This is a genomic window from Inquilinus limosus (assembly GCF_051487185.1).
GTDB lineage: Bacteria > Pseudomonadota > Alphaproteobacteria > DSM-16000 > Inquilinaceae > Inquilinus > Inquilinus limosus_F.
Genome location: NZ_JAHVDK010000030.1, coordinates 38,541 through 61,615, shown reverse-complemented (window position 1 = coordinate 61,615; position 23,075 = coordinate 38,541). Strand labels below are relative to the sequence as shown.

21 protein-coding genes are annotated in these 23,075 nt (G+C 68.8%); 12 read left to right on the top strand and 9 right to left on the bottom strand.

Features of this window, described 5'->3' with window-relative positions; translation table 11 throughout:
- Window positions 1-113 precede the first annotated feature (113 nt).
- Window positions 114-722, top strand: a complete 609-nt coding sequence (locus KXR53_RS28365; protein WP_437378657.1) for a helix-turn-helix domain-containing protein — start codon at window positions 114-116, stop codon at window positions 720-722.
- Between the two features lie 55 nt (window positions 723-777).
- Here KXR53_RS28365 and KXR53_RS28360 read toward each other — a convergent pair whose 3' ends face one another.
- Entirely contained in the window at window positions 778-1,605 is an 828-nt protein-coding gene (locus KXR53_RS28360; protein WP_437378656.1) for a M55 family metallopeptidase, read from the bottom strand.
- Between the two features lie 124 nt (window positions 1,606-1,729).
- Here KXR53_RS28360 and KXR53_RS28355 point away from each other — a divergent pair, with 124 nt between their 5' ends.
- The 6 genes from KXR53_RS28355 (at window position 1,730) to KXR53_RS28330 (ending at window position 9,342) form a co-directional block, all read left to right on the top strand.
- On the top strand, window positions 1,730-2,653 hold the full coding sequence (locus tag KXR53_RS28355; RefSeq protein WP_437378655.1) for an ABC transporter ATP-binding protein: 924 nt from the start codon (window positions 1,730-1,732) through the stop codon (window positions 2,651-2,653).
- Window positions 2,650-3,576 carry an ABC transporter ATP-binding protein gene (locus KXR53_RS28350; RefSeq protein WP_437378654.1) on the top strand — a complete coding sequence of 309 codons (927 nt, stop codon included), beginning with the start codon at window positions 2,650-2,652 and terminating at the stop codon, window positions 3,574-3,576. The genes KXR53_RS28355 and KXR53_RS28350 overlap by 4 nt, the downstream gene beginning before the upstream one ends.
- A 187-nt stretch (window positions 3,577-3,763) precedes the next feature.
- Window positions 3,764-5,695 carry an ABC transporter substrate-binding protein gene (locus KXR53_RS28345; RefSeq protein WP_437378653.1) on the top strand — a complete coding sequence of 644 codons (1,932 nt, stop codon included), beginning with the start codon at window positions 3,764-3,766 and terminating at the stop codon, window positions 5,693-5,695.
- Between the two features lie 64 nt (window positions 5,696-5,759).
- A complete protein-coding gene (locus KXR53_RS28340) occupies window positions 5,760-6,797 on the top strand; it encodes an ABC transporter permease (RefSeq protein ID WP_437378652.1) in 1,038 nt (345 codons plus the stop codon).
- Window positions 6,794-7,666, top strand: coding sequence for an ABC transporter permease (locus KXR53_RS28335; protein ID WP_437378651.1), 873 nt, complete (start codon window positions 6,794-6,796; stop codon window positions 7,664-7,666). Before KXR53_RS28340 ends, KXR53_RS28335 begins: the two co-directional genes overlap by 4 nt.
- Before the next feature lie 14 nt (window positions 7,667-7,680).
- Complete coding sequence (locus tag KXR53_RS28330; RefSeq protein ID WP_437378650.1) at window positions 7,681-9,342, top strand: serine hydrolase domain-containing protein; 1,662 nt, start codon at window positions 7,681-7,683, stop codon at window positions 9,340-9,342.
- Between the two features lie 131 nt (window positions 9,343-9,473).
- Here the strand turns inward: KXR53_RS28330 and KXR53_RS28325 are convergent, their stop codons facing one another.
- From KXR53_RS28325 to KXR53_RS28305, 5 genes are read right to left on the bottom strand one after another with little or no spacing between them, the layout of a single operon-like run.
- On the bottom strand, window positions 9,474-10,508 hold the full coding sequence (locus tag KXR53_RS28325) for an ABC transporter ATP-binding protein (RefSeq protein ID WP_437378649.1): 1,035 nt from the start codon (window positions 10,506-10,508) through the stop codon (window positions 9,474-9,476).
- Window positions 10,505-11,494 (bottom strand): ABC transporter ATP-binding protein, encoded by a 990-nt coding sequence (locus tag KXR53_RS28320; protein WP_437378648.1) that lies wholly within the window; start codon window positions 11,492-11,494, stop codon window positions 10,505-10,507. The genes KXR53_RS28325 and KXR53_RS28320 overlap by 4 nt, the downstream gene beginning before the upstream one ends.
- A complete protein-coding gene (locus KXR53_RS28315; protein ID WP_437378647.1) occupies window positions 11,491-12,330 on the bottom strand; it encodes an ABC transporter permease in 840 nt (279 codons plus the stop codon). The genes KXR53_RS28320 and KXR53_RS28315 overlap by 4 nt, the downstream gene beginning before the upstream one ends.
- The gene (locus KXR53_RS28310) at window positions 12,327-13,265 is read right to left on the bottom strand and encodes an ABC transporter permease (protein WP_437378646.1); all 939 of its coding nucleotides are present in this window, start codon (window positions 13,263-13,265) and stop codon (window positions 12,327-12,329) included. The genes KXR53_RS28315 and KXR53_RS28310 overlap by 4 nt, the downstream gene beginning before the upstream one ends.
- A gap of 46 nt (window positions 13,266-13,311) precedes the next feature.
- Window positions 13,312-14,892 (bottom strand): ABC transporter substrate-binding protein, encoded by a 1,581-nt coding sequence (locus KXR53_RS28305; RefSeq protein WP_437378645.1) that lies wholly within the window; start codon window positions 14,890-14,892, stop codon window positions 13,312-13,314.
- A 209-nt stretch (window positions 14,893-15,101) separates the two neighbouring features.
- Between KXR53_RS28305 and KXR53_RS28300 the strand changes: the two genes are divergently transcribed.
- From KXR53_RS28300 to KXR53_RS28285, 4 genes are read left to right on the top strand one after another with little or no spacing between them, the layout of a single operon-like run.
- Complete coding sequence (locus KXR53_RS28300; RefSeq protein WP_437378644.1) at window positions 15,102-16,085, top strand: GntR family transcriptional regulator; 984 nt, start codon at window positions 15,102-15,104, stop codon at window positions 16,083-16,085.
- Complete coding sequence (locus tag KXR53_RS28295; RefSeq protein WP_437378643.1) at window positions 16,082-16,783, top strand: creatininase family protein; 702 nt, start codon at window positions 16,082-16,084, stop codon at window positions 16,781-16,783. The genes KXR53_RS28300 and KXR53_RS28295 overlap by 4 nt, the downstream gene beginning before the upstream one ends.
- A complete protein-coding gene (locus KXR53_RS28290) occupies window positions 16,780-17,805 on the top strand; it encodes a ketopantoate reductase family protein (RefSeq protein WP_437378642.1) in 1,026 nt (341 codons plus the stop codon). Before KXR53_RS28295 ends, KXR53_RS28290 begins: the two co-directional genes overlap by 4 nt.
- A gap of 13 nt (window positions 17,806-17,818) precedes the next feature.
- Window positions 17,819-18,583, top strand: a complete 765-nt coding sequence (locus KXR53_RS28285) for an SDR family NAD(P)-dependent oxidoreductase (protein ID WP_437378641.1) — start codon at window positions 17,819-17,821, stop codon at window positions 18,581-18,583.
- A 27-nt stretch (window positions 18,584-18,610) separates the two neighbouring features.
- On the opposite strand, the gene rhmD is transcribed toward KXR53_RS28285, so the two are convergent.
- From rhmD to KXR53_RS28270, 3 genes are read right to left on the bottom strand one after another with little or no spacing between them, the layout of a single operon-like run.
- Window positions 18,611-19,801, bottom strand: coding sequence for an L-rhamnonate dehydratase (rhmD, locus tag KXR53_RS28280; RefSeq protein WP_437378640.1), 1,191 nt, complete (start codon window positions 19,799-19,801; stop codon window positions 18,611-18,613).
- A gap of 29 nt (window positions 19,802-19,830) precedes the next feature.
- Window positions 19,831-20,586, bottom strand: a complete 756-nt coding sequence (locus KXR53_RS28275; RefSeq protein ID WP_437378639.1) for an SDR family NAD(P)-dependent oxidoreductase — start codon at window positions 20,584-20,586, stop codon at window positions 19,831-19,833.
- A 14-nt stretch (window positions 20,587-20,600) separates the two neighbouring features.
- Entirely contained in the window at window positions 20,601-21,728 is a 1,128-nt protein-coding gene (locus KXR53_RS28270; protein WP_437378638.1) for a mandelate racemase/muconate lactonizing enzyme family protein, read from the bottom strand.
- Window positions 21,729-21,881: 153 nt separating this feature from the next.
- Between KXR53_RS28270 and KXR53_RS28265 the strand changes: the two genes are divergently transcribed.
- Window positions 21,882-23,075, top strand: a complete 1,194-nt coding sequence (locus tag KXR53_RS28265) for a sugar ABC transporter substrate-binding protein (RefSeq protein WP_437378637.1) — start codon at window positions 21,882-21,884, stop codon at window positions 23,073-23,075.

Sequence of the window (23,075 nt, the reverse complement as noted above, 5' to 3'; positions counted from 1 at the left end):
AGGCCATAGCGTTTATGTCAAACAGTTTGTCACATAAGAAAATTAATGGTTGTTGCGATAAGCTTGGTGCCCGACATAGGGTGGTCGACCATCAATCGGCTCCGGTACCATGTATGTCCAGTCAGCCCAAGCTTGGGGAATGCCTGAAGGCGCTGCGGCGCCGGCACGGGTGGACGCTTCAAGACGTCAATCAGCGGACCGGGGTCGCGGTCTCGACCCTGTCGAAGGTCGAGAACGACCAGATGTCGCTGACCTACGACAAGCTGCTGCAGATCAGCGAGGGGCTGGGCATCAACCTGGCCGAGCTGCTGTCGACGCCGGCGGGGGCGGGAACGGCGCTGGCGCGGCGATCGATCAGCCAGCCGGAGGAGGGGCTGCTCCAGGTCACTCCGAACTACGACTACCTCTATCTCTGCACCGAGCTGCAGCGGAAGCGGATGGTGCCGGTGATCGCCAAGGTCAAGACCCGCGACATCGCCGAGTTCGGTCCTCTGGTCCGCCATTCGGGGGAGGAGTTCATCTACGTCCTTGAGGGGACGATCGAGGTGCACACCGACCACTACGCCCCGGTGCGGCTGGAGAAGGGCGGCAGCATCTACATCGACAGCACCATGGGCCACGGCTTCGTTTCGGTGGGCGAGAGCGACGCGACCATCATCTGCGTCTGCTCCAGCCCCGATCCCGGCCTGGAGGGGACCCTCCGTTCCCTGTTCACGATCTGACGGGCCGTCGCGACCGGACCGTGGGGCCGGGTCCGGATGGCTGCGGCGCCCGCCGCTACATCGTCGCGGTGACGCTGTAGCCGAACAGGAACATCAGGAACTTCGACAGGTCCACCGTGTCCGCCGCCTCGTAGCGGATGGTGTAGGTGTCGAGCTGGGTCACGAAGCGCAGATAGGCCAGGTACTCGACCGGCAGGCGGTGGCGGAACCGGACTTCCAGGGCGTAGGGCGGTGCAAGCCGGAACGGTCTGGCGCCGCCGATCCGGGCGATCGCGCGCTTCACGCCCTCCCGCACCGCCGCATGGGCCGCCGCGGGCGTCAGGGTGCGGGCGGAGCGGGTGCTATGCGCCCATTTCACCGTCGTCGTCTCGATGTCGCCGACGATGTCGCGGATCTCGGCCGTCGCCACGTCGTCGCCCGAGGCATAGATGATCGGGACGCCGTAGTGGCCGGCGATGGCGGCGTTCAGCCCCGCCTCGTTCAGCACCTGGCCTTTGACGCGCACCTCCTGGAAGGCGGTGCCGCTCAGCGTGTGCGCCAGCACCCCGGCGGGATTGCTGGCACCGGAGTGGTAGCCGATCAGCAGGGCGCCCGCGAACTCTCCGACCTCGATCCCCTGCATCATGCACAACGGCCGCGGCCAGCTGCGCACCAGCTGAACCCACTCCGGCAGCTTCTCGATCTTGAGGCTTTGGCCGTTGCCGTGGGAATCGCTGACCACGATCTCGGTCGCCCCGGCCGCCTGCGCGGCTTCACAGGCAGCGACAACGGTGTCGGTCATCCAGTCGCGCGCCCGCTCGTATTCGAAGCCCTCGGGACCCGTCTGGTCGCGGGTGACGACGCCGACGATCCCTTCAATGTCGGCGGAGATGTACAGACGCATGCCCTTCCTCCCGGCTTGTTCGTCGATGCCTTGTGATGGAGACTATTGTTGCATACGGTATTTTTTAGCGTATAGGAAATACGTTCTTGCCCGACGTTCCGGATCGCCCAGCATCGGAGCCGCCATGAACGACGATCGCGTGCTTGAGGTCGAGAATCTCCAGGTGTCGTTCTCACTGGGCGGGGGCGAGACCCTGCACGCGGTGAAGGGCATATCGTTCCATATCGGGCGGGGCGAGACGCTGGCGCTGGTCGGGGAATCGGGCAGCGGCAAGTCGGTCACCGCGATGACCATCATGCGGCTGGCCGAATATGACGGCGCCAGGCTGGCCGGCGGATCGATCCGCATGCGCCTGGCAGGGGGAGAGGTGGCCGACCTCGCCCGGCTGCCGCAGAAGCTCATGAAGGACGTGAGAGGATCCGACATCTCGATGGTGTTCCAGGATCCGATGGCCAGCCTGAACCCGGTCTTCAGCATCGGTTTCCAGATCGGCGAGGCGATCATGCGGCATCAGGGCAAGTCCGCAGCCGAGGCCCGCACGATCGCCCTGAACGCGCTGAAGCTGGTCCGGGTGCCGGAGGCGGAGAAGCGGCTGGACCAGTATCCGCACCATCTGTCCGGCGGCATGCGCCAGCGGGTGATGATCGCCATGGCGTTGTGCTGCCGCCCGTCGCTGATGATCCTGGACGAGCCGACCACGGCGCTGGACGTCACCATCCAGGCCCAGATCCTGGACCTGGTGCGGGCGCTGCAGCGCGAGATCGGCATGTCGGTGCTGTTCATCACCCACGACATGGGCGTGGTGGCCGAGATGGCGGACCGCATCTGCGTCATGCTGAAGGGGGAGATCGTGGAAACCGGGACGGTCTACGACGTGTTCGAGACGCCGCGGCATGCCTATACCCGCGCGTTGCTGGCCGCGGTGCCGCGCCTGGGCAGCATGGCCGACAAGGACGAGCCCGAACGCTTCCCGCTGGTCGAGATGAGCGATGCCTCCGGCCTGGTCGAGACCCACGATGCCTTGAGCGTCGAGGCCGTGTCGGCATGACCCGCGCCCCACTGCTGGCGGTTGAGAACCTGACCACGCGCTTCGATCTGCGGTCTGGCATCTTCGGAAAGGTGACGGGCCGGGTTCATGCGGTCGAAAACGTGTCGTTCGAGATCTTCCCGGGCGAGACGCTGGCCTTGGTGGGGGAAAGCGGCTGCGGCAAGTCCACCATCGGCCGCAGCATCTTGCAGCTGGACCGGCCGGTCTCCGGCTCGATCCGGTTCGAGGGCCGCGAGACGCTGGGGCAGCCGGCGCGCGAGATCCAGGCGCTGCGCCGCCAGGTGCAGATGGTGTTCCAGGACCCGTTCAGCTCGTTGAACCCGCGCATGACGGTGGGGCAGGCGATCGCCGACCCGATGCTGGTCCATGGCGGCCTGTCGCGCGCCGAGATCCGGGCGCGCGTCGCCGAGCTGCTGCAGCGGGTGGGGCTGTCGCCCGAGCATGCGCGGCGCCATCCGCACGCCTTTTCCGGCGGCCAGCGGCAGCGCATCTGCATCGCCCGCGCGCTGAGCACCCGGCCGAAGCTGGTGATCGCGGACGAGGCGGTGGCGTCGCTGGATGTCACCATTCAGGCGCAGGTCATCAACCTGCTGATGGACCTGCAGGCGGAGACGGGAATCTCGGTCCTGTTCATCTCGCACGACATGGCGGTGGTGGAGCGGATGGCCCATCGCGTGGCGGTGATGTATCTCGGCCAGATCGTCGAGATCGGCAACCGGCGCGAGGTCTTCGGCAACCCGCGGCACAGCTACACCCGCAAGCTGCTGTCCTCCGTACCCGTCGCCGATCCTCGGCAGCGGCCCGAGAATCGCCTGCTGCTGGCGGACGAGATCCCGAGCGCGGTGCGGCCTCCCGATTTCCAGCCGGTGTTCCTGCCGATGCAGCAGGTGTCGGACCGGCATTTCGTGCGTGCGGAAGCCTGAAAGGGATCACGTTGCGCGGTCATCCATAAGCTTGGGTTATATTCCGATACGCTAAAGTTTTTCCCCCAAGGGGAAAATTAAGCGCATTCAGTATGGTCTTATCGTCGGGCCTAAGACACACTGCTGGCAGATCGCCGTTCCAGGCGGCCCATAAGGGCGAAAGCGCCCGTCAACAGGAGGCTTCTCGATGAAGAGTTGGATTGGTCCCAGCCTTGGCATCGCCTTGCTTGCCCTGTCCGGCGCGGCGCAGGCCGAGATGAAGAACCCCAACACCCTGGTCTATCTCTGGACCAGCGACATCCGGACGCTGGACCCGGCCTATATGGCCGACACACCCAACACCTATGTGTCGATCAACACCTATATGCGGCTCTTGAACTACAAGGGCAGCGAGATTTCCGAGTTCGTCCCGGCCCTGTCGACCGAGGTGCCGTCGCTGGAGAACGGGCTGATCAAGCCGGGCGAGAACGGGTCGATCAGCTACACCTTCCCGATCCGCAAAGGGGTCTACACCCACAAGGTCGGGGTCAAGGGCGCGGATGGCTTGGTCGCCTGGAAGCTGTATGACGATCTGACCGAGCAGGAGAAGGCGGCGATCGTCCCCGGCCATGGCGAGCTGACGGCCCAGGACGTCAAATATTCGCTGATGCGCGCCATCCTGCAGGGCGACAGCTGGATGGCCAATGCGGTGACGGAGATGATCACCGCCGGCAAGTATCCGAACATCGAGGCCTGGGCCATGGACCTGGCCGGGGTGAAGACCTTCGACGAGGTCGATGCCGCCGGCCTCGCCAAGGTGCATGACGCGCTGTCCGAGAAGATCAAGGTCGACGGCGACCGGGTGACGATCGTGCTGGACGCGCCGTTCCCGGCCACGCTGGGCATCATGGCGCTGCCCTTCGCCACCTCGATCATCGACCAGGAATGGGCCCGCGACCAGGGCGACTGGGACGGCACCGCCGGCACCTGGAAGACGTTCCATAAGCCTGAGCTGGGTGAGGACAAGCTGTTCGAGGTCGAGAACGGCAGCGGCCCCTTCATGGTCGAGGAATGGGACCGGTCCGAGAAGAAGATCACCATGAAGCGGTTCAACGGCTACTGGCAGGGCCCGGCCCAGCTGGAGCGCGTGGTGCTGCGGTCCGTGCCGGAATGGACCACCCGCCTGCTGCAGCTCGAGGCCGGCGACGCCGATGTGGTGACGACGCCGGTGGAGTTCCTGGATGAGGTGGCGGCGAAGCCCGGCATCAAGGTGACCGAGGGCCTGCCCCAGGTGTTCGGCCGTTCGATCTTCTACATCTGGCCGGTCAGCGCGGTGGACAACCCGGCGATCGGCAGCGGCAAGCTGGACGGCAAGGGCATCCCGCCCGATTTCTTCGCCGATATCGACGTGCGCAAGGGCTTCAGCTACGCCCAGGACTATCAGCTGCTGCTGGACGATGTCCTGCTGGGCAAGACCGTGCAGCTGCGGGGGCCCACCGTGCGCGGCATCATGGGCTATCGGCCGGACAGCCCGGTGTATTCCTATGACCCGGAGAAGGCGGCGGAGCACTTCAAGAAGGCCTGGGGCGGCCAGGTCTGGGAGAACGGCTTCGAGCTGACCGCCTACATGACCGAAGGCAACAGCGCGTATCATTCGGCGCTGTCGCTGCTGCAGCAGAACCTGGCCCGCATCAATCCGAAGTTCAGGCTGAAGATCCAGCAGCTGCAGGCCGCCACCTTCGCCGACAAGGTCTATGGCGGCGCCGACCCCAGCGCGCCGATGGCCATCATGGGCTGGGGACCGGACTATTCCGATCCGGGCGGGCCGCTGGGCGCCGCGACCTACTACCTGTCCAGCACCGGCCTGGTCGCGGGCATGACCGGCGAGGGCTATCGCCAGCTGATGCGCGACAAGTTCGATCCGCTCCTGAAAGAGGGCTGGACCACGGTCGACCCGGCGGAGCGGGAGAAGATCTACGCGAAGCTGCAGGAGATGAGCCACGAATACGCCACCACCCAATTCCTGTGGGAGGAATACGGCTTCATCGTCACGCGCGACTGGGTCGACGGTTACGTCCACAACATGATCGAGTACGGCGCTTGGGACTTTTATCCCATTGCCAAGAAGGAAAAGCAGTAGTCGCCAGGCCGGGCGGGGCGCGCCCGCCCGGCCCGGTCGTTATGCCTTCTGCCCGGGATTTTCGATGCTCGCCTATGCGATCCGACGCCTGTCCTTCGTACCCATCGTTTTCTTCGCGCTGACCTTGATGATCTTCGCGATGCAGATGATGCTGACGCCCACCCAGCGCGTGGTCACCTATGTCGGCAGCCCGGACGCGCTGAAGGGCGGCGCGGCGCAGGTGCAGGCGCTGATCGAGAAATACGGGCTGAACGACCCGTTCCACCTGCAATACGGCCGCTGGATCGGCAACATCCTGCAGGGCAATCTCGGCTGGTCGGAGACGGCGCGGATGCCGGTGGCCGAGGCGCTGGTCTCGCTCTTCCCGGCGTCGCTGGAGCTGGTGCTCTTCGCCTTCGTGCCCGGCATTCTGGGCGCGATCTGGCTGGGCAGCCGGGCCGGCGTGCATCTGAACCGGCCGGTCGACCACGGGATCCGCCTGTTCACCGTGCTCGGCTGGTCCTTCCCGGTCTTCGTCTTCGGCCTCCTGATGCTGATGGTGTTCTACGGGTCGCTCGGCTGGTTCCCGCCGGGGCGGCTGAGCCAATGGGCGCTGGTGGAGGTCGGGGGCGACGGCTTCCGGCGCTGGACCGGGCTGAACACGGTCGACGCAGTGCTGAACGGCAACCTGCCGATCTTCCTGGATGCGCTGCGCCACCTGATCCTGCCGGTGGTGACCCTCAGCTACGTCAACCTGGCCTCGATGACCCGGATCATGCGCACCTCGATGCTGGAATCGCTGCGCCAGGACTATGTCCGCACCGCCCGCGCCAAGGGCCTCAGCGAGCGGGTGGTGCAGAACCGGCACGCCCGGCGCAACGCCCTCCTGCCGGTGATCACGGTCGCGGGGATGGAGGTGGCGGCGATGCTGGGTGGCGTCGTCATCACCGAGACGATCTTCGATTATCACGGCCTCGGCCAGTTCGCCGCGAACGCGGCCGCCAACCTGGATTTCCCGGCCGTGCTGGGCTTCGCCCTCTATTTCTCGCTGGTGCTGGTGGCCCTGAACCTGGTGGTGGACCTGCTGTACCCGCTGTTCGACCCCCGGGTGAGGCTGGCATGAGGATCATCGTCTATCTGCTGCGCAACCCGCTGTCGCTGCTGGGCATCCTGGTGCTCGCCGGCTTCGTCGCGATCGCCGTGCTGGCCCCGGTGATCGCGCCGCCCGAGCCCTACCAGACCTCGCCCTACGAGATCCCGCGCAGCGGCTTCCGCGCCACGCCGCAGCCGCCCTCGGCCCGGGCCCTGCTGGGCACCACCGAGGGGCAGTTCGACATCTATTACGGCCTGGTCTGGGGCACCCGCACCGCCTTCAAGATCGGCCTCGGCGTCGTCCTGATCTCGACCCTGATCGGCGCCGTGGTGGGGGCCGTGTCGGCCTTCTATGGCGGCATGGTGGACGAGGTGCTGATGCGCGTCGTCGATGTCTTCCTGGCCGTGCCGTTCCTGATCGCGGCGATGGTGCTGACCACGCTGCTGGGCAAGGGCATCGGGCCCATGACGATCGCGCTGACCGCCTTCGGCTGGATGAACTATGCCCGCGTCATCCGCAGCGAAATCCTGCGGGTGAAGGAGCTGGACTACGTCAAGGCCGCGCGGTCCTACGGCACGCGCGACATCCGGCTGCTGCTGCGGCACATCCTGCCGAACGCCTTCTACCCGGTGCTGGTGCTGGCCACGATGATGACGGGGTCGATGGTGCTGACCGCCTCCGCCCTCAGCTTCCTGGGCGTCGGGGTCGAGCCCGGCTACGCCGACTGGGGCCAGCTGATCAGCTATTCCCGCAACTGGATCGTCGGCCGCGGCGATAGCCCATTCCGCTACTGGTACACGCTGGCCTTCCCCGGCGCCGCGATCTTCCTGTTCGTGCTGTCCTGGAGCCTGCTGGGCGACGCGTTGCGCGACATCCTCGACCCCCGCCTCCGGACCTGAGAGGAGACAACCGAATGGACACTCGTGCCCTGGCCGCCGGCCTGGAGGAATCCATCGCTCACGAGGTCGGGGACAAGCGAATCCCGTCGATCTCCTACGCCGTGGTCGACCGCGACGGGCTGCTGGCCACCGGCCATGTGGTGCGGCCCGACCTTGGTCACCGGCTGGACGAGCATTCGCTGTTCCGGATCGGGTCGCTGACCAAGATGTTCACGGCGATCGGCATCATGCAGCTGGCCGAACGGGGACTCGTGGACATCGATGCCGACATATCCGCCTACATCCCCGACTTCCGTCCCGTGAACCCCTTCGCCGGGCGCGAGAGCGGTCCGTATGGCGCCCAGGTGTCGCTGCGCAAGCTGATGAACCACACCGCCGGCCTGGTGCGCGAGCCGAAGGACGGCCATTACCTGGACGACCGGCGGCCGGGGCTGGCGGTGACGGTCGAGGGGTTGAAGACCTCTGTGCTGAAGGAGGATCCCAGCGCCGGGATCACGCACTATTCCAATGCCGGCATCGCCGTGGTGGGGGCGGTGCTGGAGTGTGTCAGCGGCATGACCTATAGCGACTATGTCGACCGCCACATCCTGCAGCCGCTGGGCATGGCCGAGAGCAGCGCTGCGCCGATGGCCGGGCTGCAGGAACGGCTGGCCCCGGCCTGGATGTGGGATTTCGACCACGATTTCCCGGCACCGGTCTTCGACCTCGGCGGGTCGCCGGCCGGCGCCATCGTCTCCACCGTGCCGGACATGGCGAAGTTCGCGGCCTGCATGCTGCGCAGCGGCTTCGCCCCGGACGGGCAGTCCGTCGTGTCGCCCGCCAGCCTGAAGCAGATGTGGACGGTGATGGGCCGGCCGCTGGCCGGCCACAGCAGCAGCAAGGGCTACGGCCTGGGCTTCGGCGTCGGCGAGGTCGACGGCTGGACCTCGATCGGCCATGGCGGCGCGGTCTACGGCTATGCCACCCAGATGGTGGCGCTGCCCCAGGCCGGCCTCGCGGCGCTGATCTTCTGCACCCTCGATTTCAGCAACCAGATCGGCACCCGGCTGGCGAGGCAGGCGCTGCGGCTGGCCCTGGCATCCCGGAAGATGGGCCGGGCGCCGGCCCCGCCGGCGAAGCACCTGCCGCCGGCCGCGGTGCATCTAACGGCGATGCCCGGCGTCTATCAGGCGGCGGACGGCAGCGAGAGCGTGGAGCTGCGGGCGAAGGACGGCCGGCTGTACCTGATGGGCGAGGGCGTGCCGCTGGAGCTGAAATGGCGCGGCGGCGACGCCTTCACCATCGACGGCCGCATCTATGGGGAGGGAGCGGACTATCCGCATCTCGACGTGACCTTCCGGACCGGCGACGGGGCGCTGGTCTGGAAGGGCAAGGACTGGACCCGGCGCAATGCCGTGGACTCCGACGCGCCGGCCGAGCTGGCGTCGCATCTCGGCGTCTATGGCCCGGACTTCAACCCGACGCATCTGTTCTACGCCGACGGCCGGCTGAAATGCCTGATCGAGTATTTCTGCACCCATGACTGCGAGCAGCTGCCGGACGGCAGCTGGCGCATGCACGGGATCCTGTACGAGGGCGAGACGCTGGAACTGGCGGCCCGGGACGAGGACGGTCGTATCGGCATCCGCGTCGGCCCGATGTTCCTGGCGCGGCACGCGAACCGAACAGCATGGTGACCGCCATTCTACGATGTCCGTGACAGCCTGCCGGTGTCCGCCACCTCGTCCCTGGCCGCGGCCAAGGCGTCGCGCATCGCCGGGACGGCGTTCAGCACATCCTCGGCCGGCCGGGTTCCTCGGCGAAGCGGTCATAGCCCGTGGGCGGCTTCCCTGTACGGCATCGGCGCGGCGGCGGGCAGCAGTGCCTGGTCCAGCAGGTGGCAGGTAGCGGCGCCGGTCGCGGTCGGCCGCGGCTGCGGCACCTCGCTGCGGCAGCGGTCGAAGGCGTGCGGACAGCGCGGATGGAAGGGGCAGCCGGAGGGCAGGTCGACCGGGCTGGGCAGCTCACCCCGCGCCGCCGCGACGCGGTGGCGCCTGGCCGGATCGAGATCGGGCGCCGCCGCCAGCAGCGCCTGGGTGTAGGGGTGCTGTGGCGCTGCGAACAGCGCCTCGGTCTCCCCCGTCTCGACGACGCTGCCGAGATACATCACCGCCACCCGGTGCGACAGATGGCGGACCAGGCGCAGATCGTGCGCCACGAACAGCACCGTCAGGCCGAGGCGCTGTTGCAGCTCCAAGAGCAGGTTCACCATCTGGGCCTGGACCGAAACGTCGAGGGCGGAGACCAGCTCGTCCGCGATCAGGCATTCCGGCTCCACCGACAAGGCCCGGGCGATGCCGATCCGCTGGCGCTGGCCGCCGGAGAATTCGTGCGGATAGCGGTCGGCGGCCTCGCGCGGCAGCCGCACCATGTCGAGCAGCTCGGCGATCCGGGCCGGGATCTGGGCGTTCGGCCGCATCCGATGCACCGACAGCGCCTCGGCCAGGGTCTGGCGCACGGTCATGCGCGGGTTCAGCGAGCTGCGCGGGTCCTGGAACACCATCTGCACGCGGCGATTGAAGGCGCGGCGCTCGGCCCCGGCCAGCGCCCGGATGTCGACGCCGTCGTAGCGCATGATGCCCTCGTCCGGTTCGATCAGCCGGACGATGCAGCGGGCCAGGGTGGATTTGCCGCTGCCGGATTCGCCGACGATGCCCAGGGTCTCGCCGCGCCGGACCGTCAGGTCGATGCCGTTCAGCGCGTGCACCGAGGGCGCGGGCCGCTGGCGCAGTGCATCGGCCACCGTGCGCTCCAGCCGGAAGAGCTTGTGCAGGCCGATGATTTCGATGAGCGGTGCGGTCATGCGGCGCCCCGGGCGGCAGCGACGCGGGCGCTCTCGAAGCAGGCGACGGCAGCGTCCGGCCCTGCCGGCTCCAACTCCGGGAGGTCGGTCCGGCAGCGCGGTCCGGCGAAGGCGCAGCGCGGGGTGAAGGCGCAGCCGGACGGCCGCCCGGTCAAAGGCGGCGGCGCCCCCTCGATCGAGCGCAGCGGCAGCCGCGGCCCGCCGCCGCGCGGCACCGAGCCGAGCAGCCCCAGCGTGTAGGCATGGCGCGGCTGTTCGAATACGGCGGCGACCGGCCCGCTCTCCACCACCCGTCCGGCATACATCACCGCCATGCGATCGCAGCTCTGCGCCACCACGCCGAGGTCGTGGGTGACCAGGATCACGCTCATTCCCAGCCGGTCGCGCAGCTGCAGCAGCAAGGTCAGGATCTGGTCCTGGATAGTGACGTCGAGCGCGGTGGTCGGCTCGTCCGCCAGCAACAGCTTCGGCTCCGAGGCCAGGGCGATGGCGATCATCGCCCGCTGGCGCATGCCGCCGGAGAACTGGTGCGGGTAGTCGTCGAGCCGTCGGGACGCGGCCGGGATGCCGACCAGATCCAGCAGCTCGCGCGCCCGGTCGCGCCGCGCCCGGCGGCCCAGGCCGGTGTGCGCCCGCAGGCTCTCATCGATCTGCAGCCCGATCGGCAGCACCGGGTTCAGCGCCGTCATCGGTTCCTGGAAGATCATCGCGATCTCGCGGCCGCGCACCCGGCGCAGCGCCGGCTCCGGCAGCGCCAGCAGGTCGCGGCCTTGCCAGAACACTTGGCCGCCGACCCGGCCCGGCGGCGGCACCAGGCCGAGGACGGCGCGCAGGGTGACGCTCTTGCCCGAGCCGGATTCGCCGACGAGGCCCAGCACCTCGCCGGCGCGCAGGTCGAGATCGACGCCGGCCACCGCGGCCGCCTGTCCCTGCGCGGTCGGGAAGGTTACGGTCAGGCCGCGGATCGACAGCACGGCGTCCGTCATGCGTCGGGCCGCAGCAGGTCGGCGACGCCGTCGCCCAGCAGGCTGAAGCCGAAGCCGGTCAGGACGATGGCGACCCCCGGGAAGATCGTGATCCACCAGGCCTGGGTCATGAAGTTCTTGCCGTCGGCGATCAGCAGGCCCCATTCGGCGGCGGGGGGCTGGGCGCCGAGCCCGAGATAGCCGAGGCTGGAGCCGAGCAGGATCGACAGCGCCATGTCAGTCATCCAGTAGACCAGCACCGGGGCGGCGGCGTTGGGCAGCAGATGGCGCAGGATGATGCGGGCGTCGCCATAGCCCATCACCCGACCGGCAGCGGCGTAGTCGAGCCGGTTCTGCACTCGGATCTCGGCCGCGGTCAGCCGGGCGTAGAACACCCAGCCGACAGCACCGACCGCGATGTACATGTTGACGAGGCCGGGCCCGAGCACGGCGACGATGGCAATCACCAGCACCAGGAAGGGGAAGGTGATCACCACGTCGACGACGCGGCCGAAGATCGGGTCCCAGATCCCGCCATAATAGCCGACCAGCGCCCCGACCGCGGTGCCGAACACGACCGGGAACAGGGTGGTGAACAGCGCGATCTGCATGTCGACGCGATAGGCCCAGATCACCCGGCTCAGGATATCGCGGCCGAAATTGTCGGTGCCGAAGGGGTGGGCCCAGCTCGGCGGCTGCAGCAGGGCGCGATAGTCGAAGGCGGTCGGGTCGTAGGGCGCCACGAGGCCGGGTGCGATCGCCAGAATGAGGCTGAAGGCGAGAATGGCGAGGCCGGCGATCAGGGGGGCGGAGAGCCGCCGCCGGACCCGGGCCGGGGCGAGGCCGAGCGCGGTCACGCCTTCACCCGCGGGTCGAGCGCCGCCTGCACCAGGTCGGTCGCCAGGAACACCAGCGAGACCAGCACCGCCATCGCCAGGGTCAGCCCCTGCACCACCGGATAGTCGCGGCCGTAGATGCTGTCGATCATCAGCCGGCCGGCGCCGGGGATGGCGAACACCGTCTCGGTGATCACGGCGCCGCCGATCAGCGTGCCGATCGACAGGCCGAACAGGGTGACGGTCGAGATCAGGGCGTTGCGCAGCACGTGCCGTCCCAGCACTAGGCGCGGCGCCAGCCCCTTGGACCGGGCGAAGTCGACATATTCCGCACCCAGCACCTCGATGATCGAGGCGCGCAGGTTGCGCATCAGCACGGCGGACAGGCTCAGCGCCAAGGTCAGGGCCGGCAGGAACAGGTGCCAGGCGCGATCGGCCCAGTCGTCGCCATAGCCGCCGACCGGAAACCAGCGCAGCCCGGCGGCGAACACGGTCAGCAGCACCAGGCCGAGATAGAAGATCGGCATCGACAGGCCGACCTGGAAGGCGCCGCGGATCGCGGTGTCGGCGGCCCGCCCGCGCCGCATCGCCGCGGCGAAGGCGAGCGGCACCGCCAGCAGCAGCGCCAGCAGCGCGGCATAGCCAGTCAGCGCCAAGGTGACCGGCATCCGCTCCAGGATCAGGCGCATCACCGGCACCTTAAGATGGATCGAGGTGCCGAGATCGCCCTGGACGACGCGCTCCAGGAACAAGAGGAACTGCATCGGGATCGACCGGTCGAGGCCGAGCTGGGCGTTCAGCCGCGCCACGTCGGCGTCGGTGGCGCGGTCGCCCAGCATGGCGCTGGTCGGGTCGCCCGGCAGCAGCCGGACCAGCACGAAGATCACCACCAGCACGAAGAACAGGGTCGGGACCAGCTGGATCAGCCGCTTGGCCACGTGGTTCAGGTTCGGCACCGGTCGCGCCTCCTGTCTCGGCGATCGGAGCGGCCGTCTGCCCGGCTCACTTCGTCAGATAAGCCCCGGCGAAGATGTTGTTGCCGAGCGGGATCTGGACGAAGCCGTGCACATTCTTGCGCAGCGCCACCGGATAGGGCGTCTCGTACAGATACAGGATCGGGCCGGTGGCGGCGTAGATCTTCTGGATCTGGGCGTATTGCTCGGCCCGCTTCTTGGCGTCGCTCTCCTTCTGCGAGGCCTCGAACAGCTTGTCGACCTCGTCGTTCTTCCAGCCCGAATGGAGGGCGTCGATCACCGGCGAATAGGCGAAGTAGGAGGTGATCTGGCTGGGATCGTTGATGTCGTTCGTCCAGGCCGACATCCGCATCGAGAAGTCGCCCTTGCGATAACGGTCGGTCAGGGTGGCGTTGTCGACCTGCTCGATCTCCAGCTTCACCCCGATCGCCGCCCACATCTGCTGCACCGCGGCGCCGATGCCGAGCTGGTCCTGGTTGCCCGGCAGCGCCATCACTTTGGTGGAGAAGCCGTCGCCATAGCCGGCCTCCTGCAGCAGCTGCTTCGACTTGGCGGGGTCGTACGGGTACAGCGGCGTGTCGCCCGTATGGTACAGCGTGGTCGACGACATGTAGGAGGTCTGCGGCTTGCCGACGCCATGGGTCACGATCTGGATGATCGCGTCCTTGTCGATGGCGTAGTTCAGCGCCTGCCGCACCTTTTCGTTCGCCAGCGGATTGTCGCTGCCGTCGGGCAGCTTCGGCCGCACGTTCATGGTGATGAACTGCACCCGGGTCGACGGATACAGCTGCATCTGCAGCTCGGGATCGGCCTGCAGCTCGGCGACCCGCGCATAGGGGATGAACTCGGCGCCGTCCAGCTCGCCCGCCTTCAGCTTGAGGATGCGGGTTGCATCGTCCGGGATGATCTCGAAACTGACCGCATCGAGGTAGGGCAGGGGTTTGCCGTCCTCCCCCAGCTTCCAATAATGGGGGTTGCGCACGATCCGCATCGACGACCCGCGCTTCCATGCCTCGAACATGAAGGGGCCGGAGCCGACGGGATGCTCGGCGAAGGCGTGGGCCTTCTCGTCGTCGGTGGCGCCCGGCGTCGCCTCGAAGGCGGCCTTCGGCAGGATCGCGGTGTTGAAGGTCGACAGCGCGGCAACGATCGTCGGATCCGGATGCTGCAGCTTCAGCACCACGGTCGTCGGATCCTGGATCACCACGTCGCCGATCGAGGCGATCAGGCCGTTCCAGATGCCGTTCTTCGGGTTGCGCGCCCGGTCCAGCGACCATTTCACGTCCTCGGCCGTGATCGGCTTGCCATCCGAGAATTTGGTGCCCTCGCGCAGGGTCAGGGTGACCGACAGACCGTCGTCGGCCACCTTCCAGGCGGTGGCCAGGCCGGGCTCCACCGACAGGCCGTCGGCCGATGGCTGCAGCAGTGTGTCGTAGAGATTGGTCAGGATCCAGATGTCGACATTGGCGTCGTTCAGCACCGGGTCGAGGAACAGGCTGTCGGCGTAGCGCCCGTACCGCATCTCCCCGCCGCGCTCGACCGCCAGCGCTCCCGCGCTGGTGCCCGCCAGCAATGCCGCCGCCACGGCTGCCTTCAGCAGCATCCTCATCGCGACCTCCACTCGTTTGTGTGAAGCCCTCCCGGACCGCCATGTGTTCTGGCGTGCTAGAACGCTAGCGCCGCGGCGGCGGCCGAGTCAATCGAGCTGGACATGATGAATACCGCCGTGTTTGCAATAGTCTGCAGTCGTCCTGCGATCCGCGTTGTCGCGGGCTCCGCCAGTGTGCTAGTTGACTGGTACAGGAGGGTGCCGGCGTCATGAAGCTGCAGATCGACCGTGAACTGCCGGTGCCCATCGGCGTTCAGGTCAAGGGCCTGATCGAATACGGCATCGCCTGCGGCGAGCTGAGCCCGGGGGAGCGGCTGCCGTCGGTACGCGAGCTGGCGGAGTCGCTGGCGGTCGCGCCGATGACCGTGGCCACGGTCTATCGCGGCCTGCGCGAGGCCGGGCTGATCGAGACCCGCCACGGCAGCGGCAGCTTCGTCGCCGAAAGCGGCGGGACGGGCCGGCGGCCCCAGATCGCCGAGATCCAGCGCCGGGTCGACCAACTGATCGACGAGGCGATGGCGGCTGGGCTGAACCCGGCCGATCTGACCGGTATGGTCCAGGCCCGGCTGGCGCGACGCAGGCCCCGGCGACGGGCCCGCTCCGTCGTCATGCTCGGCCTTTTCGAGGAGGCCACCCGCGCCTATGCCGGCGCCATCCAGGCTCGGCTGCCGCCCGGGACCACGGTGCAGCCGCTGACCATGGACCGGCTGCGTGGGGACGAGATTGCGCGGCGCGGCGCCGCCGAGGCGGAGCTGGTGGTGACCTTCCCGAACCGCCAGCGCGAGGCCGCGGCGCTGCTGCCGGACAGCCGGGTGGTGGCGATCCGCTTTATCCCCTCGGAGGAGACCCGGCGGGCCCTGGCCGGGCTGGACCCGCTGGCCCGCCTCGGCATCGCCTCGCGCTTCGCCGATTTCCTGCCGATCATGAAATCCGGGGTGCAGCGCTTCGCCCCGCATGTCCGTCAGATCGCCGCCGCCGCGCTGGGCACTCCGGCGCTCGACGCCGTGATCGACCAGTCCGATGTCGTCGTCCTGTCGACCGGCGCCGAGAGCGTGCTGCCCCGGCTGCGACCCGGGGTAAGGGCGATCGAGTACCGGCACAGCCCGGATCCGGTGGATGTCGACCAGCAGATCGCGCCACTGCTCTCGCCGGACGCCGACGGGATCGCGGAACCGCAGGAGGCCTTGCCGTGAAGATCAGCGAGATGAACTGGAGCCAGGTCGAGGCCTATCTGCAGCGCGACGACCGCGCCGTGCTGCCGCTCGGCAGTACCGAGCAGCATGCGGGGCTGAGCCTGTCGGTCGACAGCATCCTCAGCGAGCGGGTCGGGGCCGAGGCGGCGGAGCCGCTGGGCGTGCCGGTGTTTCCGGTCGTGGCCTACGGCATCACCCCGTATTTCCTGGCCTATCCCGGCACGGTCAGCCTGCGGGTCGAGACCTATGTCCGGCTGGTGCAGGACATCCTGGACAGCCTGTACCGCACCGGCTTCCGCCGCATCCTGATCGTCAACGGGCATGGCGGCAACCAGCCGGCCCAGTCGGTGGCGATCGAATGGATGACCACGCATGAAGGGGCGGCGGTGAAGTTCCACAACTGGTGGAACGCGCCGAAGACCTGGGCCAAGGTGCAGGCGATCGACAGCCAGGCCTCGCACGCCTCCTGGATGGAGAACTTTCCCTGGACCCGGTTGCCCGGCGTCGACCAGCCAACCCAGCGCAAGCCGATGATCGATTTCGACCGGATGCGGCTGATGGGGCCGGAGGCGCTGAGGCGCTATCTCGGCGACGGCAATTTCGGCGGCCACTACCAGCGCTCGGATGAGGAGATGCAGGCGATCTGGGACGTGGCGGTGGCCGAGACCCGGGCCCTGATCGAAGGGCCCTGGGCATGAGCGCGCCCTCGCCGATCCTGGTCTGGGGCGCCGGCGCCATCGGCGGCACGGTGGGCGCCGCCCTCCTTCGCGCCGGGGTGGATGTGCTGTTCGTCGACCAGGCCGCCGATCATGTCGCCGCGATCAACGCCCGGGGCCTGCGCATCACCGGCCCGGTCGCCGAATACGCGGTTCCGGCCCGCGCGGTCACGCCGGAGGCGGTCGAAGGCGAGTTCGACCGGATATTCCTCTGCGTCAAGGCGCATCACACCGCCGCGGCGATGGAGGATGTGGCTCGGCACCTGACCCGGTGCGGCTATGTCGCCTCGCTGCAGAACGGGCTGAACGAGCGGGTGATCGCCGCCCGGATCGACAGGGCCCGCACGCTCGGCTGTTTCGTCAATTTCGGCGCCGACTACCTCGAGCCCGGCGTGATCCACTACGGCGGCCGTGGCGCTGTCGTGGTCGGCGAGCTGGACGGCGAGCGCACGCCGCGGATCGAGCAGCTGCACAGCCTGCTGCGCAGATTCGAGCCGCAAGCCGTGCTGACCACCAACATCTGGGGCTATCTCTGGGGCAAGCTGATCTACGGCGCGCTCCTGTTCGCTACCGCGGTGACTCCCGACTCGATCGCGGATGTGCTGGAGGCGCCACGGCACCGGCCGGTGCTGACCCGGTTGGCGCTGGAGGTCGGCGCCGTCGCTGCGGCGGAAGGGATCCGGCCGGAGGCGTTCGACGGCTTCGACCCCGCCGCCTTCAGCCCCGGCGCGCCGACTGAGGCGGTCGACCGCTCCTTCGCCGACATGGTGGCGCATAACCGCCGCTCGGCGAAAACCCATTCCGGCATCTGGCGCGACCTGGCGGTGCGCCGCCGCCCGACCGAGGTCGACGCCCAGCTCGGCCCGGTGGTTGAGATCGGGGCGCGGCACGGTGTGCCGACCCCGATCACGGCCCGGCTGATCGCTTTGGTGCACGACATCGAGGCCGGCCGGCGCGAGATGGCGCTGGCCCTGCTGGACGAGCTGGACACCGTGTCGGCCTGAGCGGGAGGCGAGCATGACGCAGGACTTCACCGGCAGAACGGTGATCGTGACCGGCGCCGCCCACGGCTTCGGCCGGGCGATCGCCGCCGCCTTCGCCGGGCGCGGCGCCCGGGTCTGGGCCTGCGACGTGCTGGGGGAGGAGCTGGCCGAGACCGGGCGGCTGATCGGGCCGGACGGGGCGGTGCGTATCGTCGACGTCACCGACCGCGGCGCGGTGCGGGCACTGGTGGCGGAGGCCGAGGCGGCGTCGGCCACGGGCGCGGTCGACGTTCTGGTCAACAATGCCGGCGGCGTGCTCGGCCAGGTCGGCCGGCCGATCGAGGAGATCGGACCGCAGGCCTGGCAGGCGATCTTCGACGTCAACCTCTCCGGCGCGTTCTGGTGCAGCCAGGCGGTAGCGCCTGGCATGAAACGCTGCGGCGGCGGCCGCATCGTCAACATCTCCAGCGGCGCCGGGCTCGGCGTCAGCCTGACCGGGATCCAGGCCTATGCCAGCGCCAAGGCCGGGCAGATCGGCCTGACCCGGCAGCTGGCGCATGAGCTCGGGCCCTGGGGCATCACCGTGAACAACGTCGCGCCCGGCTTTGTTCGCTCCAACCCGACGACGGAGCGGCAATGGGCGGCGATGGGTGAGGCGGGGCAGGCCCGGCTCGTGGCGTCGATTGCGCTGCGCCGCCTCGGCACGGTCGACGACATCGCCAATGCCGTGCTGTTCTTCGCCTCCGACGCGGCCGGCTGGATCACCGGTCAGGTGCTGAGCGTCGACGGCGGGAAATAGGCGCGATCCCGGGAGTCGGGATCCATCTCAGAGTCCAGAGGCGTCGAACTGCCGGAGCGGGGCGTCGGAGTTGAGCTCGAGGCCGAAGCCGGGGGCGTCCGAAACGTCCAGCCGGCCGCCCTGCGGCACCGGCTCGTTCCGGAACAGGCTGCCGAACACCGGGTGCACGCTGCGCCCGTCGGGGCTGTTCGCCACATATTCGCAGAAGGGTGCGTTGGTCTGCGACATCACATAGTGATAGCTGTAGGGGCCGCTGCCATGCGGCACCACGGCGATGTCGTAGGCGGCGGCATGGGCGGCGATGCGCAGCAGCTCGGTCAGGCCGCCGGCCCACATCACGTCCGGCTGCAGGATGTCGATGGTCCGTGCCTCGATCAGCCGGCGGAAGCCATAGCGGGAATATTCGTGCTCACCGGTGGTGAAGCGTGCCGCGGGCAGGGCGCGTTTCAGCAGGCCATACCCCTCGACATCGTCGGGGTGCAGCACCTCCTCCCACCAATGGATGCCGAGATCGGCGCAGGCGGTGGCGAGCTCGACCGTATAGGGCACGTCGAGCGCCATGTAGCAATCGACCATCAGCGGGAAGTCCGGCCCCACGGCGGCGCGGTGCCGGGCCAGGAAGTCTCGGTTGGTGCGGACGCCCTCGCGGCCGTCGGCCGGCCCGTGCGGCAGCGGCACCTTGCCGCCCCAGAAGCCCATACGCTTCGCTTCCGCCGGCAATGGGCCGGTGCAGTAGAAGGCGAGATCCGGCTTGGTCCGGCCGCCGATCAGCTTATAGACCGGCTCCTGCCGGACCTTGCCGACAAGGTCCCACAGCGCCAGGTCGACCACGCTGATGGTGGCCAGCGGCAGCCCCTTGCGGCCGTAGAACATGCTGGCGCGGAACATCTGGTCCCACAGCAGGTTGACGTCGCGCGGATCGGCGCCGACCAGGAAGCGGCGGAAATGCCGCTCGATCAGCCAGCAGGCCGGCGGGCCACCGAAGCCGGTGGCGAAGCCGATGCGGCCCTGGTCGTCCTCGATCTCGACCAGGATCGAGCCGAGCACGTCGATACCCCAGCTGAGGCGCGACGCCTTATAGGGTGCGTAGCCCGACATCGGGTTGGCGATCAGCGTGTCGACGATCCAGTGGCCGCCCTTCTGGCGGTGATAGTCGCCGCCGTCTCCGGTGCCTTCGACCAGATAGGTGCGGATGTCGGCGATGCGCGGTGCGGTCATGACATGTGTCCGGAGGGTGGCGGGAACGGCTAGCGCATCAGCTGGCCGCCATTGACGTCGAGGGTATGGCCGGTGACGTAGCCGGCCCAGTCGCTGGCCAGAAAGGCGACGCAGCGCGCCACCTCCTCGGGCGTGGCGGCGCGGCCGAGCGGGATGGTCGCGAGGAAACGGGCCAGCGCGTCCGGGGCCACGCCGTTGCGCAGCATCGGCGTGTCGGCGGCGCCCGGGGACACGACATTGACCGTGATCCCGTCCGGCGCCCAGGCGCGGGCGAAGGACTTGGCCAGCGCGATCACGCCGGCCTTGGTCGCGGCGTAGATCGCGGAGCCGACATAGCCGCCGGTGTGGGCGCCCTGGCTGGCGAACAGCACGATCCGGCCGTGGCCCTGCGGCGCCATCGCGGCATGGGCGGCGCGGCAGAGATGGAAGGGGCCGGCCAGGTTGACCCGGATCTGCCGGTCGATGGCGTCGTCCGTGACCTCGTCGATCGGCTGCCGGATCATCAGCGCCGCCGCGTTCACCAGGATGTCGAGCCGGCCGTAGGTCTGAGCGGTGCTCTCGATCAGCGCCCGGCAGGCGGCCGGGTCGGCCAGGTCGAACACCGCCGGCGCGATCCGGCCGGCCGCTCCTTGCCGTGCGGTCTCAGCCGCCCCGGCGGCGTCGCGGTCGGCGGCGGTGACGATGCAGCCGAGCCGGGCCAGCAGCAGCGCAGTCGCCCGGCCGATGCCGCTCGCCGCCCCGGTGACGACGGCGATGCGGCCGGCCAGGCCCAGATCGTCGGTCATGTCCGCTCTCTCCGTCACAGCGGCAGCCGGTATGTCTCGATGCAGGCGGGGCGCGGCTCGACGCCCAGGCCGGGCCCTTCGGGCGGCCGCACCAGCCCATCCTGGTGCCAGATCGGCGTCTCGACCAGCTCGTGCTGCATCGGGTTCTCCAGCGGCTTCAGCTCGAACAGCCGCGCCGCCGGGCTGGCGATCGACAAGTGCAGACTGGCGGCGCTGGTCACCGCCGTGCTCCAGGCATGGGCGTTGACGGCGATGCGAGCCGCCTCGGCCAGCGCCGCCACCTTGCGGAAGCCGGTGATCCCCTCGGCCCGGGCGGGGTCGATGCCGAGCACGTCGACGAGGCCGGTCCGGATCAGCCGGGCATAGCCGGCCAGGGTCCATTCCCGCTCCCCGGTGGCGATCCGGGTGGCGATGGCGGCGCGCAGGCGGGCCAGGCCATCGAGGTCGTCGGGATGCAGCGGCTCCTCCACCCAGTCGATGCCGAAGGCCTCGAAGCGGCGGATGGTCGCGATGGCGGTGGCGGCGTCCCAGCGCACGCCGTTGCCGATGTCGACCATCAGCCGGGTGGCGGGTCCGGCGGCCTCACGCACCGCGCGGACATAGTCGACATCGTGGTCGGGGTCCTGGCCGACCCGCGACAGGCCGCGCTTGCCGAAGCCCAGCTTGGCGCCGCGGAAGCCGCGGGCGATGTGGCCCGCCACCTCGGCCGCACCCTCCTCGATCGTGGCGCGGTTGACATGCATGCTGGCGATCGCCGGCAGCTCCTCATGGGCGCGGCCGCCCAACAGGCGCCACAGCGGCAGCCCGGCCGCCTTGCCGCAGGCGTCCCACACCGCCATGTCGATGCCGGCCAGCGCCATGGTGGCGAGGCCGCCCTCGCCGTACCACCAGGTGTGGCGCTTCAGCGCCTGCCACACCGCCTCGGGCTCGCGCACATCCATCCCGGCGACGATGTCGGCCAGGCCGCCCTGGATCAGCACGGCCACGGCGCGGCAGGCCTCCGGCCACATGGCGATGCATTCGCCCCAGCCGGTCAGCCCGCCTTCGGCCTCCAGCCGCAGCAGCACGGTGTGCCGGATGTTGCCGTGGTCGTTCGGCTCCGGATAGCGCAGCACGATCGGGGTGATGCCCTGGATGCGCATGTTCCTCCTCCCCGCCGGCCGGCCGCTTCGGCGGCTCGTCCCTCGTTGGCCCGCGCACAGCCCCTTGCCAGGGCGGCGGAACCGACACTACGATGCCCGAAAAGAATTGGCCTGTCCAATTGACCAATGGGGCCGCACACAGGGGAGGAAAGGATGATCCGCGCGCACCGCTTCCGCCCGGCGGGTTTCGTCATCGCCGCCGTCATGCTCGCCGCGGGTGCCGCGGCCTGGGCCGAGGATTTCCACGGCTTCGATCCGGCCGCCTTCTCCGGCGCCATGCTGTCGGCCGACCAGCTCAAGGCCATGGCGGCGGACGCCAAGGCGGTGACGCCGCCGCGCAACGGCTCCGGCTACGTCATCGGCTTCGCCAATCTACAGCGCGACATCGCCTTCGGGGTGAAGGTCGAAACCGGGATCAAGGCCAATGCCGACGCCGCGGGGGTCGAGCTCGCGGTCGCCGACAACCGGCTGGACGGGCCGACGGCCCTGGCCAATGCCGAAAGCTTCGTCCGCCGCAATGTCGACTTCGTCATCGAATTCCAGACCGACGTGAATTTCGGCCCGGCGGTGATGAACCAGTTCGACACTGCCGGGATCAAGGTGGCGGCGATCGACATCCCGATGCCGAACGCCACCTTCTTCGGCGCCAACAACCCGCGCTCCGGCTTCATGGGCGGCTCCTACCTGGCACAGGCGGCGGTCGCCGAATTCGGCGCCGACAAGGTGGCGCAGGGCTATCTCGTGGTCGGCGAGCTGCCGCAATCTGGCGCCATCCCGGCGATGCGGACCGGCGGCCAGGTCGCCGGCTTCCAGGCGGTGCTGCCGGACTTCCCGGCCGACCACATCCTGAAGATCGACACCAAGAACACGCTGCAGGAAAGCTTTCAGCAGATGAGCAACCTGATCGGCCGCATCCCGGCCGGCGTGCCGATCATGGTGACGGCGATCAACGATCAATCGGCGACCGGCATGCTGCGCGCCGCCCAGCAGGCGGGGCGTGAGGCCGACACCATCGTCGTCGGCATGGGCGCGGACGAGACCGAGACCCTGGCGAAGGAGCCGCGCTTCGTCGCCTCGGTCGGTTATTTCCCGGAGCGCTACGGCAACTACCTTATCCCGATCGCCCTCGCCACCCTGGCCGGCAAGACCATGCCGCCGGCGGTGCTGGTCAACCACGTCATGGTGACCAAGGCGAATATCTGCGAGTTCTACCCGGACACGCCCTGCGCCAAGGACGCCAAGGTCCTGGACTACAAGTTCCCGCAGGAGGCCTTCGCCAAGCATCTCGCCTCCCTGCGCGGGCTGGAGGAGCTGAAGGGCTACGAGACCCTGATCCCGAAGGAGTGA

Bases quoted from the DNA above. Each gene is read 5' to 3' on its own strand.
- KXR53_RS28365 (WP_437378657.1), top strand. From the start codon at position 114: ATGTCCAGTCAGCCCAAGCTTGGGGAATGCCTGAAGGCGCTGCGGCGC.
- KXR53_RS28360 (WP_437378656.1), bottom strand. From the start codon at position 1,605: ATGCGTCTGTACATCTCCGCCGACATTGAAGGGATCGTCGGCGTCGTC.
- KXR53_RS28355 (WP_437378655.1), top strand. From the start codon at position 1,730: ATGAACGACGATCGCGTGCTTGAGGTCGAGAATCTCCAGGTGTCGTTC.
- KXR53_RS28350 (WP_437378654.1), top strand. From the start codon at position 2,650: ATGACCCGCGCCCCACTGCTGGCGGTTGAGAACCTGACCACGCGCTTC.
- KXR53_RS28345 (WP_437378653.1), top strand. From the start codon at position 3,764: ATGAAGAGTTGGATTGGTCCCAGCCTTGGCATCGCCTTGCTTGCCCTG.
- KXR53_RS28340 (WP_437378652.1), top strand. From the start codon at position 5,760: ATGCTCGCCTATGCGATCCGACGCCTGTCCTTCGTACCCATCGTTTTC.
- KXR53_RS28335 (WP_437378651.1), top strand. From the start codon at position 6,794: ATGAGGATCATCGTCTATCTGCTGCGCAACCCGCTGTCGCTGCTGGGC.
- KXR53_RS28330 (WP_437378650.1), top strand. From the start codon at position 7,681: ATGGACACTCGTGCCCTGGCCGCCGGCCTGGAGGAATCCATCGCTCAC.
- KXR53_RS28325 (WP_437378649.1), bottom strand. From the start codon at position 10,508: ATGACCGCACCGCTCATCGAAATCATCGGCCTGCACAAGCTCTTCCGG.
- KXR53_RS28320 (WP_437378648.1), bottom strand. From the start codon at position 11,494: ATGACGGACGCCGTGCTGTCGATCCGCGGCCTGACCGTAACCTTCCCG.
- KXR53_RS28305 (WP_437378645.1), bottom strand. From the start codon at position 14,892: ATGAGGATGCTGCTGAAGGCAGCCGTGGCGGCGGCATTGCTGGCGGGC.
- KXR53_RS28300 (WP_437378644.1), top strand. From the start codon at position 15,102: ATGAAGCTGCAGATCGACCGTGAACTGCCGGTGCCCATCGGCGTTCAG.
- KXR53_RS28290 (WP_437378642.1), top strand. From the start codon at position 16,780: ATGAGCGCGCCCTCGCCGATCCTGGTCTGGGGCGCCGGCGCCATCGGC.
- KXR53_RS28285 (WP_437378641.1), top strand. From the start codon at position 17,819: ATGACGCAGGACTTCACCGGCAGAACGGTGATCGTGACCGGCGCCGCC.
- rhmD (WP_437378640.1), bottom strand. From the start codon at position 19,801: ATGACCGCACCGCGCATCGCCGACATCCGCACCTATCTGGTCGAAGGC.
- KXR53_RS28275 (WP_437378639.1), bottom strand. From the start codon at position 20,586: ATGACCGACGATCTGGGCCTGGCCGGCCGCATCGCCGTCGTCACCGGG.
- KXR53_RS28270 (WP_437378638.1), bottom strand. From the start codon at position 21,728: ATGCGCATCCAGGGCATCACCCCGATCGTGCTGCGCTATCCGGAGCCG.
- KXR53_RS28265 (WP_437378637.1), top strand. From the start codon at position 21,882: ATGATCCGCGCGCACCGCTTCCGCCCGGCGGGTTTCGTCATCGCCGCC.